This is a genomic window from Pseudomonas sp. 18175, assembly GCF_050432925.1.
Lineage (GTDB): Bacteria > Pseudomonadota > Gammaproteobacteria > Pseudomonadales > Pseudomonadaceae > Aquipseudomonas.
In genome coordinates, this window is sequence record NZ_JBKFTO010000012.1 from 61,416 (window position 1) to 73,835 (window position 12,420).

General features: G+C 59.0%; 9 protein-coding genes. 6 read left to right on the forward strand and 3 right to left on the reverse strand.

Annotation, left to right across the window (positions count from 1 at the left end; all coding sequences use genetic code 11):
* Nucleotides 1–86 precede the first annotated feature (86 nt).
* Nucleotides 87–524: a YhcB family protein gene (locus ACLD1Y_RS17585; protein WP_105696206.1), complete on the forward strand. Its 438-nt coding sequence runs from the start codon at nucleotides 87–89 to the stop codon at nucleotides 522–524.
* Between the two features lie 211 nt (nucleotides 525–735).
* On the opposite strand, the gene ACLD1Y_RS17590 is transcribed toward ACLD1Y_RS17585, so the two are convergent.
* The 3 genes from ACLD1Y_RS17590 to ACLD1Y_RS17600 form a co-directional block, all read right to left on the reverse strand.
* Complete coding sequence (locus ACLD1Y_RS17590) at nucleotides 736–2,460, reverse strand: ABC transporter ATP-binding protein/permease (RefSeq protein WP_429479138.1); 1,725 nt, start codon at nucleotides 2,458–2,460, stop codon at nucleotides 736–738.
* 110 nt (nucleotides 2,461–2,570) lie between these two features.
* Nucleotides 2,571–3,131 (reverse strand): response regulator transcription factor, encoded by a 561-nt coding sequence (locus ACLD1Y_RS17595; protein WP_003171731.1) that lies wholly within the window; start codon nucleotides 3,129–3,131, stop codon nucleotides 2,571–2,573.
* Nucleotides 3,124–4,386, reverse strand: coding sequence for an ATP-binding protein (locus tag ACLD1Y_RS17600; protein WP_429479139.1), 1,263 nt, complete (start codon nucleotides 4,384–4,386; stop codon nucleotides 3,124–3,126). The genes ACLD1Y_RS17595 and ACLD1Y_RS17600 overlap by 8 nt, the downstream gene beginning before the upstream one ends.
* 206 nt (nucleotides 4,387–4,592) lie before the next feature.
* Between ACLD1Y_RS17600 and ACLD1Y_RS17605 the strand changes: the two genes are divergently transcribed.
* The 5 genes from ACLD1Y_RS17605 (at nucleotide 4,593) to ACLD1Y_RS17625 (ending at nucleotide 12,370) form a co-directional block, all read left to right on the forward strand.
* The gene (locus ACLD1Y_RS17605) at nucleotides 4,593–5,306 is read left to right on the forward strand and encodes an SIMPL domain-containing protein (protein ID WP_429479140.1); all 714 of its coding nucleotides are present in this window, start codon (nucleotides 4,593–4,595) and stop codon (nucleotides 5,304–5,306) included.
* Nucleotides 5,307–5,397: 91 nt separating this feature from the next.
* Nucleotides 5,398–6,999 (forward strand): ABC transporter substrate-binding protein, encoded by a 1,602-nt coding sequence (locus tag ACLD1Y_RS17610; RefSeq protein WP_429479141.1) that lies wholly within the window; start codon nucleotides 5,398–5,400, stop codon nucleotides 6,997–6,999.
* Nucleotides 7,000–7,257: 258 nt separating this feature from the next.
* On the forward strand, nucleotides 7,258–8,886 hold the full coding sequence (locus ACLD1Y_RS17615) for an ABC transporter substrate-binding protein (protein ID WP_429479142.1): 1,629 nt from the start codon (nucleotides 7,258–7,260) through the stop codon (nucleotides 8,884–8,886).
* Nucleotides 8,887–9,189: 303 nt separating this feature from the next.
* Nucleotides 9,190–10,794: an ABC transporter substrate-binding protein gene (locus ACLD1Y_RS17620; RefSeq protein ID WP_429479143.1), complete on the forward strand. Its 1,605-nt coding sequence runs from the start codon at nucleotides 9,190–9,192 to the stop codon at nucleotides 10,792–10,794.
* 172 nt (nucleotides 10,795–10,966) lie between these two features.
* Nucleotides 10,967–12,370 carry an OprD family porin gene (locus ACLD1Y_RS17625; RefSeq protein WP_429479144.1) on the forward strand — a complete coding sequence of 468 codons (1,404 nt, stop codon included), beginning with the start codon at nucleotides 10,967–10,969 and terminating at the stop codon, nucleotides 12,368–12,370.
* The last annotated feature ends 50 nt before the right edge of the window (nucleotides 12,371–12,420 follow it).

Below are 12,420 nucleotides of genomic sequence, written 5' to 3' on the forward strand. Positions count from 1 at the left end.
TTGGCATCATTGCGAGCTTAATCGCGGTATACAGCGCAGGTTTGAGCCGTTAACGTAAAGCAAAGCCGTTTATAGAGGAAGGACTCGTGGAACACTCGCTCTTAGTTTGGTTGTTGCCGACTCTTGCCCTGGTTGCCGGTGTCGCCATTGGATTCCTGGTTGCTCGCCTGCTGCCGAATGCCGCGCCTAACCGCACGCAGCGTCAGTTGGATGACATTCAGGAACGTTTTGACAGTTATCAGAACGAGGTTGTTACCCACTTCAACAGCACCGCCAACCTGGTCAAGAAGCTCACCCAGAGCTACCAGGAAGTACAAGACCACCTCGCCGACGGCGCAAACCGCCTGGCTCTGGACGACATCACCCGTCAACGCCTGCTGGCCGCGTTGCATTCCGATGCACCGCAAGCGCCACGGGAGCGCCTGACCCCACCGCGGGAAAACCAGGAGCCGCCACGGGACTACGCGCCGAAAACGCCGAACGCTCCCGGCATGCTGGATGAGCATTACGGCTTGAAGAAGTAAGTTCTCTTCAAGCACTAAAAAGCCCGGCTGATCGATGATCAGCCGGGCTTTTTGTTGGCTTCATTCTACAGAACACTGGAGATCCAATGTGGGAGCGGGCTTGCTCGCGAAAGCGGTGGGTCAGTCGGCCCATCTGTAACTGACACACCGCATTCGCGAGCAAGTCGAATCGTCGCACCGCCGCTCCCACAGTTTTTGACCGCGTGCAGCCTTAAGCCGGTTGTTGTTCCTGCAACAACCCACCCTCAATCCGCACATGCCGCCCATGGAAGCGCTTGAGGCTGCTGCGATGCCCCACGCTGACGATACTCAACCCCGGCAACTCATCGATCAACGCCTGGTACAACGTCGCTTCATCCTCTTCATCCATGGCCGATGTGGCTTCGTCCATATACAGCCACTGCGGCGCGAACAACAACGCGCGGGCAAACGCCAGGCGCTGCTGCTCGCCCGGCGAGAGCATGCGCTGCCAATGGTTAGCCTCATCAAGACGGCCGATCAGATGCGGCAAGCGACACGTCTCCAGCACCTGTGCATAACGTTCTGCCGGGTAAGCACTGTCGTCCTGTGGATAACTCAACACGGCCTTCAACGTCCCAATCGGCAGGTAAGGCTTTTGCGGCAAGAACAGGTAACGCGCCGCCGGCAAGCGAATACTGCCGTGACCTGCTGGCCAGAGGTGGCCCATCGCACGCAGCAGCGTACTTTTACCGCTACCGGAACGCCCGCTGAGCATCACCCGCTGGCCGGGCTCCACGCTCATGTCGGCATCGGTCAGCAGGTGGCGGCCATCAGCCAAGTCCATGCCTAAGCCTTGCACCACCAGGCGCTCGCCTTCGGGGCGCACATCAATCGCCGGTGGGCGTTGCTCGTTATCCGCCATGGCCTGCTGGAAACTAAGCAGACGATCACTGGTGGCACGCCACGACGCCAAGTCTGAGTACGCGCTGATAAACCAGCTGAAGTTCTCCTGCACATTGCCGAACGCCGAGTTGATTTGCATCAGCTCGCCCAACTCGATCTTGCCGGTGAAGTAGCGCGGCGCGGCGACGATAAACGGGAAGATGATCGCAATCTGGCTGTAACCGGCGGTGAAGAAGGTCAGGCGCTTGGACACTTTCATGATGTCCCAGAAGTTGTGCCAGACCTTGCCGAAGCGTGCGCTCAAGCGCTGGTTTTCATTCGGCTCGCCGTTGTACAGCGCGATGCTCTCGGCGTTTTCACGCACCCGCACCATGGAGAAACGCAGGTCTGCTTCGAAACGTTGTTGTTGGTTACTCAAGCCGATCAAGCGACGGCCGATCAAATGCGTCAGCCAACTGCCCACGGCCGCATACAGCAGTGCACACCAGAACATGTAGCCGGGGATGGTGATGCCGAACACTTCGATACTGCCCGACACGCCCCACAGGATGATGGAGAACGACACCAGGCTGACCACGTTGCGCAGCAACCCCAGGCCAAGGCTCAAGGTGTTGGACGTGAAGTTGTTGAGGTCTTCGGAAATCCGCTGGTCCGGGTTATCGGTGTAGCCACCCTGCTCCAGCTGGTAGTAGTTCTTGTCGGCGAGCCAACGCTTGAAATGTTTCTCGGTGAGCCAGGCACGCCAGCGGATGGTGAGCATCTGGGTCAGGTACAGGCGGTACACCGCGCCGAGGATCGCCACGGCCGCGATCCCGCCGAAATAGCCGATCAACTGCCAGAACGCAGCCGTGTCCTTGTGCTCAAGGGCGTTGTAAAAGTCCTTGTACCAGTGGTTGATCCACACGGAGATCGCCACGCTGAACAGTGACAGCGCGATCACCGCCGCCAGTAACAACCAAGCCTTGCCCTTCTCCTCACTGCGCCAATAGGGCGTGATCATCGCCCAGGTGCGGCGAAAGAATTGCCCATGCACCGCGTCATTGACCGCGGAGTACTCAGCGTTCTGATTCATCGTTCAGGCTCTGTAAGAAAATGTGACAGGCGTTTGAACCGATCATAGACGATCGGTTCAAGGCTCCGTGCGGCCTGAAGCGGACTGTTCAGCCGCTGTTCAGAACAGGCTCAGCGACGTACCGGGCGCTTCTGCAATTTGCGCTGCAAAGTGCGGCGGTGCATGCCCAGGGCGCGGGCAGTGGCGGAGATATTGCCTTCGTGCTCGGTCAGCACGCGCTGGATGTGCTCCCATTGCAGGCGGTCTACCGACATCGGGTTTTCCGGCACCAGGGTGTCGAGGTCGGCATGCTCGGAGAGCAAGGCGGCCAGCACGTCGTCGGCGTCCGCCGGCTTGCACAGGTAGTTGCACGCACCGCGCTTGATCGCCTCGACGGCGGTGGCAATGCTGGAGTAACCGGTGAGGATCACCACGCGCATTTCCGGGTCGAGTTCCAGCAGCTTGGGCAACAGCACCAGGCCCGAGTCGCCGTCCATTTTCAGGTCGAGGGCGGCGTAGTCCGGCAGGTCGGCCTGGGCGATGGTCAGGCCCTCTTCGGCGGAACCTGCGGTGCTTACGCGGAAACCGCGACGGCTCATGGCCCGCGCCATCACGCGGGTAAAGGTGGCGTCGTCATCTACCAGCAACAGGTGCGGCAGTTCTTCGCCTTCGACTTGGATCTCGTCACTCATCGATATCTCCTCGTGCGACACGGGGCAGGCGCAGCTCGGTGAGCGTGCCGCCTTCCTCATGACTATAGAGCTTCACTGAGCCGCCCGCGCGGGTCACGCTGGCCTTGCTCAAAAACAGGCCGAGGCCGAAGCCTTTGCCCTTGGTGGTAAAGAAGGGTTTGCCGATCTGCTCGGCAATGGCCAACGGCACGCCAGCGCCGTGGTCACGAATGCTGATGGTCACGTCTTCGGCGTCCCAGTCCAACTGTACGCCCAAGCCTTCTGGGCAGGCGTCGGCGGCGTTGTTCAGCAGGTTGAGCAGGGCCTGTGTCAGGTCTGGCGGCGGTGCCATGCGTGGCACCGCGCCTTGGCCCAGCAGGTTGAAGCGGTAACTGGCTTCGGGGCGCATCAGGTGCCAGCGGTTCAGGGCTTCATCGAGCCACTGGGTCACGTCCTGCATCTCCACCGCCAGGCGGCGATTGGCTTCGGCGGCGCGTACCAATTGCTGCAAGGTCTGTTTGCATTGCTTGACCTGCTCGCGCAATACACCGAGGTCTTCTTGCAGTGCCGGGTCGTGATGGTCCTGGGTCATTTCGTTGAGCAGTACGCTCATGGTCGCCAGCGGCGTGCCCAACTCATGGGCGGCGCCGGCGGCCTGGGTGGCGACGGCCAGCAATTGTTGGTCACGCAGGCCTTCCTCACGACGGATGGCGCGCAGCTCTTCCTGGCGGCGCAGCTCTTCGGCCATGCGTGCGGCGAAGAAGGTGATCACGGCGGCAGACAGCGCGAAACTTAGCCACATCCCGTAGATCTGCAGGTTTTCCCGGGCGATGGGAAAGGTTTGCAGCGGGTAAAAGCGTGCAAGCAGCAGGGTGTATAGCGCCAGCGCGATGCCCGACAGCGCAACCGAATAACGCCATGGCAACGTCACTGCGGCGATGGTCAGTGGCACCAGGTAATAAGAAACGAACGGGTTGGTGGAACCACCGGAGAAGTACAGCAACACACTGTGGATAAACAGGTCGCAGGCCAATTGCAGCGCGTATTCCAACTCGGTCACCGGCCATGTGGTGCGCAACCGGATCGCGGTAAACACACACAGCACGATGGAGAATCCGAGGGTCACGCCCAATTGCAGCCACGGCAGCGGCAGCAGGTCGAACCAATAGGCGAGCCCAACGGAGCCGGCCTGTGCGGCTAGGACCAGGGTGCGGATGAACGTCAGGCGCCAAAGGTTTTGGCGAGTGGCGGAAGTGAGTTTTACGGCGGCGAGCATGAGCTCTCCCGGTGAGCGCTGCAGGCGGATCGGCAGGAGTATAAACGAAGCCGGCACGCTGGCACGGCGTGTGTGGCTCTTTGCCGCAGGCCGGGCAAATGACCGTTCGTCGCCGCCTGGGTAGTTTGTTGCGAATGTGTAAACCCGAAGAACCCCATGCCACCGTCTACAGTCATACCGAACACGAACACTCTCAAGGAGCTTCCATGTCTCGTTTCACTCGCAGTGCAGCCGTTATTACCCTGGGCGTCGCCGCCCTGGCCAGCCTTCCCGCCCTGGCCGCCGATGCGCTGAACTACAACCAGATTTCCCTGCGCGCCGAGGTCAGCCAGGAAGTGGCCCGCGACAAGATGATCGTGACCCTCTACACCGAGTCCCAGAACACCGACCCGGCCAAGCTCGCCGCCGAAATCACCACCGCTGTGAACAAGGCCCTGGGCCAGGCCCGCGAAGTCAAAGGCGTAACCCTGCGCCAGGGCAGCCGCAACAGCTATCCGATCTACGACAACAAAAGCCAGAAAATCACCGGTTGGCGTGAACGCGCCGAACTGCGCCTGGAAAGCGCTGACTTCCCGGCGCTGTCCAAACTCACCGGCGAGCTGCTCACCACTCTGAAAATAGACAGCATGGACTTCGCCATCGCCGACAGCACCCGCAAGGCCAGCGAAGATGCACTGCTCAAGGACGCCGTCGCCGCCTTCAAGGCCCGCGCCCAACTGGCCACCGACGCGTTGGGCGGCAAGGGCTACAAGATCGTCAACCTGAACTTCAACACCAATGGTTATCCACAGCCCTACGCCCGTGGCGGCATGATGATGAAAGCCGCGATGGCCGATTCAGCACCGACGCCAGAAGTGGAAGCCGGCACCAGCCAGGTCAACATGAGCGCTGACGGCGTGATTGAAGTACTGATGCAGTGACCTCTACCTGACAAACCTGAACGGCGGTACCCTCGGTACCGCCGTTTTTCGTTTGGGCAGCCTATATATGCCTGCCATCTCAGGGGTCTCCATGGAAAGAATCACCTTCAAACCGCTGCTCCTCGCCGCCGGCCTGCTGGCCTTTATGCCAATGGCCCAGGCCGCCAGTACCTTGGTCTACTGCTCCGAAGCCAGCCCCGCCGGTTTCGATCCCAGCCAGTACACCAGTGGCACCGACTTCGATGCCTCGGCCGAAACCGTGTTCAACCGCCTGACCCAGTTCAAGCGCGGCGGCACTGAAGTTGAACCCGGCCTTGCGACAAGCTGGGACGTATCCAAAGACGGCCTGACCTACACCTTCCACCTGCGCGATGGCGTCAAGTTCCACACCACCGAGTTCTTCACACCTACCCGCGACTTCAACGCCGATGATGTGCTGTTCACCTTCAACCGCCTGCTGGATGCCGAAAGCCCGTTCCGCAAGGCCTACCCTTCCGAGTCGCCGTACTTCACCGACATGGGTTTGAACACCACGATCAAGAGCGTCGAAAAACTCGACGAGCACAGCGTGCGCTTCAACCTGAACAATGTGGACGCCGCGTTCGTGCAGAACCTGGCCATGAGCTTCGCCTCGGTGCAGTCCGCCGAATATGCCGCCCAATTGCTCAAGCAGGGCAAGGCCGAAGACATCAACCAAAAGCCGGTCGGCACCGGGCCATTTGTGTTCAAGCGCTACCAGAAGGACTCGCAGATTCGCTTCGTGGCCAATAAACAGTATTGGAAACCCGAGGATGTGAAGCTCGACAACCTGGTGTTCGCCATTACCCCAGACGCCGCCTCGCGCCTGCAGAAACTCAAGGCCGGCGAATGCCAGGTCAGCGGTTACCCGCGCCCCGCCGATATCGAGGTGATGAAGCAAGATCCGAATTTGCGCGTGCTGCAACAAGCCGGTTTCAACCTGGGCTTTTTGGCCTACAACGTGACCCATCCGCCGCTGGACCAACTCAAGGTGCGCCAGGCGCTGGACATGGCCATCGACAAGCCGGCGATCATCAAGGCGGTGTACCAGAGCGCCGGGCAATTGGCGCAGAACGCACTGCCTCCGGCCCAGTGGTCTTATGACCCAACGATCAAGGACGCACCCTATGATCCAACCAAGGCCCGGGCGCTACTAAAAGAAGCAGGCGTTGCACCTGGGACGACCATCAACCTGTGGGCCATGACGGTCCAGCGCGCGTCCAACCCTAACGCACGCATGTCGGCGCAAATGATCCAGCAAGATTGGGAGAAAGTCGGCATCAAGGCCAACATCGTCAGCTATGAGTGGGGCGAATACATCAAGCGCGCCAAAAATGGCGAGCACGACGCGATGATTTACGGCTGGACCGGCGACAACGGCGACCCGGATAACTGGCTTGGCGTGCTCTACAGTTGTGCTGCGGTGAAGGGCAGCAACTACGCCAAATGGTGTAACCCGGCCTACGACAAGCTGGTGCAACAGGCCAAGCTCAGCAGCGACCGCGAGCAGCGCATCAAGTGGTATCAGCAGGCACAAAAAATCCTTAAGGAACAAGTACCTATAACACCTATTGCAAACTCGACGGTTTTCCAGCCACTGCGCAAGGAAGTCAAAGACTTCAAAATCAGCCCCTTCGGGCTGACGCCGTTTTATGGCGTGAGTCTAGATAAGTAACAATCAAGCCCCAACCGAGTGCGCTAGACGCCTCGGCTGGGCTTTTTTGGTGCGGACCGCGCACCGAAAAAACCCTCGAAATGTACGAAATTATGTACAAACTTTCATAATTGCGACATTCCAGTACGTTCGTACCACTCTTTACCCCTCCTAACGGTTCTGGATCTTGCAATGGGTACGGCCCCTGCATAAGTATCCGCAGGCCGGCTCACGAGGTCGCCCTCACCACCAAAAATGACAACAAATCATGAGGCCAACATGCTTAAACACGCAGTCATTCCGTTAATTGTTAGCGCGGGCCTTATGGCCGCAGCCCCTTTCGCCCAAGCGGCGACTAACCTGGTGTTCTGCTCCGAAGGGAGCCCGGCCGGTTTTGATCCAGGCCAGTACACCACCGGAACAGACTTCGATGCTTCGGCCGAGACCATGTTCAACCGTCTTACCCAGTTCGAGCGCGGCGGCACCGCTGTGATTCCTGGGCTGGCCACCAACTGGGACGTTTCCCCGGATGGCCTGACGTACACCTTCCACCTGCGCGACGGCGTGAAGTTCCACACCACCCCGTACTTCAAACCGACCCGTACCTTTAATGCCGATGACGTGCTGTTCACGTTCAACCGCATGATCAACAAGGACGATCCGTTCCGCAAAGCCTACCCCACCGAGTTCCCGTACTTCACGGACATGGGGATGGACACCAACATCAAGAACATCGAGAAAGTCGATGACCACACCGTCAAGTTCACCCTTGGCACCGTGGACGCGGCGTTCATCCAGAACCTGGCCATGAGCTTCGCTTCGATCCAGTCCGCCGAATACGCGGCCAAACTGTTGAAAGAAGGCAAGCCACAGGACATCAACCAGAAGCCGATCGGCACTGGCCCGTTCGTATTCAAGAGCTACCAGAAAGACTCGAACATTCGCTACACCGGCAACAAGGACTACTGGAAACCTGAGGACGTTAAGATCGACAACCTGATCTTCGCCATCACCACTGACCCGTCGGTGCGCATCCAGAAGCTCAAAAAGAATGAATGCCAGGTCACCCTGTTCCCACGTCCCGCCGACCTCAAGGCGCTGGGCGAAGACAAGGACCTGAAACTGCCGAACCAGGCCGGTTTCAACCTGGGTTATATCGCTTACAACGTCATGGACAAGGTCAAGGGCAGCGATCAGCCAAACCCACTGGCCGACCTGCGCGTGCGCCAGGCCCTGGACATGTCGGTGAACAAACAGCAGATCATCGACTCGGTATACCAAGGCGCCGGACAACTGGCGGTCAACGCCATGCCGCCGACCCAATGGTCGTACGACACCACCATCAAGGACGCCAAGTTCGATCCTGAGAAAGCCAAGGCGCTGCTCAAGGAAGCGGGCGTCAAGGAAGGCACCGAGATCGTCTTGTGGGCCATGCCGGTTCAGCGTCCGTACAACCCGAACGCCAAGCTGATGGCAGAAATGCTGCAAAACGACTGGAAGAAGATCGGTCTGAACGTAAAAATCACCAGCTACGAGTGGGGCGAGTACATCAAGCGCTCCAAGGGCGGCGAGAACCAGGCCATGATCATTGGCTGGAGCGGTGACAATGGTGACCCGGACAACTGGCTCAACGTGCTGTTTGGCTGCGACTCGCTGAGCGGTAACAACTTCTCCAAATGGTGCGACAAGAAATTCGACGGCATCGTCAAAGAAGCCAAGGCCACCTCGGATGTCGCCAAACGCACCGAGCTGTACAAGCAGGCGCAACACATCCTCAAAGATGCAGTCCCGATGACACCTATCGCGCACTCGACGGTGTATCAACCCATGCGCAACACCGTACAGGACTTCAAGATCAGCCCGTTTGGCCTGAACTCCTTCTACGGCGTGAGCGTCAGCGGCAAGTAAGGATCATTGGCGGCGACGTTTCACAACGTCGCCGTTATTGCATTCGCCTGGACCGTAGGAAACAGACCACATTCGCAATCATTGCTTCCTACAGCAATTAACTGCGCCCTGTGTCTCTATTGCCTACAAGGTCAATCCGATTTTGCGCATTTACTGCGAAGTCCGCGGCCCATAACGTCGTAGGACAGCAGCAGCTCTAATTGGGAAAGGCACTTGCTGTGCGTGGGATCAGTGATGTCCTCCTGTCTGAAAGGTCGGAGGATTGCTCGCTGATAACAACTACAAACAAGGATCGGGATCGTCATGCGCCATACCACCGTTCTATCCGCAATTTTTGGCACCAGCCTGCTGGCTGTGGCCACGATGGGCCAAGCCGCCGACAAGAAGAGCCTGGTGTTCTGCTCCGAAGGCAGCCCGGCAGGTTTTGATACTGCGCAGTACACCACCGCCACCGACAACGATGTGGCCGAACCGCTGTACAACCGCTTGGTCGAGTTTGAAAAAGGCGCGACCAACGTACTGCCTGCGCTGGCGACCAAGTGGGATATTTCCGAAGACGGCCTGACCTACACCTTTCACCTGCGTGAAGGGGTGAAGTTCCACAGCAACAAGGAGTTCAAACCGACGCGGGACTTCAACGCCGACGACGTGCTGTTCACCTTCAACCGCATGCTTGACCCCGACCAACCGTTTCGCAAGGCCTACCCCACCGAGTTTCCGTACTTCAACGGGATGAGCCTGAACAAGAACATCGCCAAGGTCGAAAAAACCGGCCCGCACACCGTGGTGATGACCCTGAACTCGGTTGACGCCGCATTCGTGCAAAACATCGCCATGAGCTTTGCCGCGATCCTCTCGGCCGAATACGCCGAGCAATTGCTCAAGGCTGGCAGGCCCAGCGACATCAACCAGAAGCCGATTGGCACTGGCCCGTTTGTGTTCCAGCGCTACCAGAAGGATTCGCAGATCCGTTATGTGGCCAACAAACAATACTGGGACCCAAGCAAAGTCCAACTGGACCAACTGATCTTCGCCATCAACACCGACGCCTCGGTGCGGGTGCAAAAGCTCAAGGCCGGCGAATGCCAGGTGACCCTGCATCCGCGCCCGGCTGACGTGGACGCCCTCAAGGCCGACCCGAACCTGCAACTGCTGACCAAGCCGGGCTTCAACCTTGGCTATATCGCCTACAACGTGCGCCACAAACCCTTCGACCAGCTCGAAGTGCGCCAGGCGCTGGACATGGCGGTGAACAAGCAGAGCATCCTCAACGCCGTGTACCAGGGCGCGGGGCAATTGGCAGTCAACGCCATGCCGCCGACGCAGTGGTCTTACGACGACACCATCAAGGACGCCGCCTACAACCCGGAAAAAGCCAAGGAGCTGCTCAAGGCGGCCGGCGTGAAGGAAGGTACCGAGATCACCCTGTGGGCGATGCCGGTACAACGGCCGTACAACCCCAACGCCAAGCTGATGGCCGAGATGCTGCAAAGCGACTGGGCCAAGATCGGCCTCAAGGTCAAGATCGTCAGCTACGAGTGGGGCGAATACATCAAACGCACCAAGAATGGTGAGCACGATGTGAGCCTGATCGGCTGGACCGGCGACAACGGTGACCCGGACAACTGGCTGGGCACCCTGTACAGCTGCGACGCCATCGGCGGGAACAACTACTCCATGTGGTGTGACCCGGCGTACGACAAGCTGATCAAGCAAGCCAAGGTCGTGACCGACCGCGAACAACGGACGGTTCTGTACAAACAGGCGCAGCAACTGCTCAAACAGCAGGTGCCGATCACGCCAGTCGCCCACTCGACGGTCAACCAGCCGTTAAGCGTGAAAGTCGAAGGATTCAAAGTGAGCCCCTTCGGCCGCAACGTGTTCTCGGGCGTCAGCATCACCCCATAAAAAAATAACCGGATTGCGCAGGGCCTTTTAAGGGCCTTGCTGCAAACGTGCGGCCTTTTATCGGGAATTTTCCTACGGCAAACGTTTGCAATGGCTTGAACGAGTTACACACCCAATAGCCGGTTCACCTAAAAAGACCGGCATAAAAAAGAGAACCAAAGGAGCTTCATCCATGAAACTGAGCAGCAAAGCGCTTCTGGCCCTGGCCATCAGCAGCATCACGGCCACCGCCTACGCTGAACCCGCCAGCCAGGAATTCGTTCCTACCACCCTGGCCGGCGCCAGCGCCCAAAGCGAGGCCAAAGGCTTTATCGAAGATTTCAGCTTGGGCGGCACCACGCGTAACTGGTACTCCCATGAAAGCCTCTATCGTGGCGGCTCCTGGAACTACACCGAGCACGGCGTAGCCAAGACTGACCGTAACCGTACCAACTGGGTTCAAGGCACCATCATCAACGCCAGCTCGGGTTTCACCCAGGGCACCGTAGGCGTCAAGACCGAAGTGGCCGTGTACAACGCCCTGGTTCTGGACCGCAGCAAGCGTGATATCAAAGGTGGCTCCAACCGTACCCTGGCTGATTCCGACGGCAACGCTGTAGACCAGTGGAGCAAACTGGGCCTGGCCAACGTGCAGTTCCGTGTATCGAACACCACGCTGACCGCCGGCCGTCAGAACTTCAGCACGCCGATCGTCGACAACATCGGCAACCGTGCACTGCCTTCGAGCTTCCAGGGCGTGAGCTTCAACAGCGAAGAGTTCAGCAACCTGTCGTTCCAGGGCGGCGTGTTTGACCGGGTGTCGCCACGTACCGAGCAGAGCCTGTCCAAATTCCGCTCCGAGTACAGCGCAGGCGGTGCAAACGGCGCGACCACCGACAAGGTCTACACCCTGGGTGCCAACTACCAGCCGTTCAAGAGCCTGAAGACCAGCTTCTTCGGCGCCAACGTGAAGGACTTCTGGAACCAGTACTACTTCGGCGCAACCCACGAGTTGGGTGACAGCCAGATCCTGTCCCTGACCACCGGCTTGAACTACTACAAGACCGTGGACGAAGGCAAAAAGCTGATGGGCGAAATCGACAACAACACGTACTCGTTGTCGCTCGGCCTGGCGCACCAAGCGCACAGCTTGACCTTCGCCTACCAGGCGGTTGACGGTAACGAGTACTTCGACTACCTGCACGAAACCAACGGCATCTACCTGGCCAACTCCCTGACCTCCGACTTCAACGGCCCGAACGAGAAGTCCTTCCAGGTTGCCTATGGCCTGAACATGGCCGAATACGGCGTACCGGGTCTTAAGTTCAACGTTTACTCGGCACGCGGCTGGGGCATTGACGGTACTCACTACAACAGTGGCAACGGCACACTCGGCTACGGCGCGCAGATCAAGCTCCAGGATGGCGAGAAGCATCAGGAGTACGGCGTCGGCGCCAGCTATGCGATCCAGAGCGGCCCACTCAAGGCCACCGCGATTCGCGCCACCTACGTGGAACACCGTGCCAGCGAACAACAATCTGACGGTTCTATCAAAGAATTCCGTCTGGTCACCACCATCCCGTTCAACATCCTTTAATTAGCGCCAGGTAGACGGCGGGCTCAGGACGAGCCCGCCGTCTACGCTTG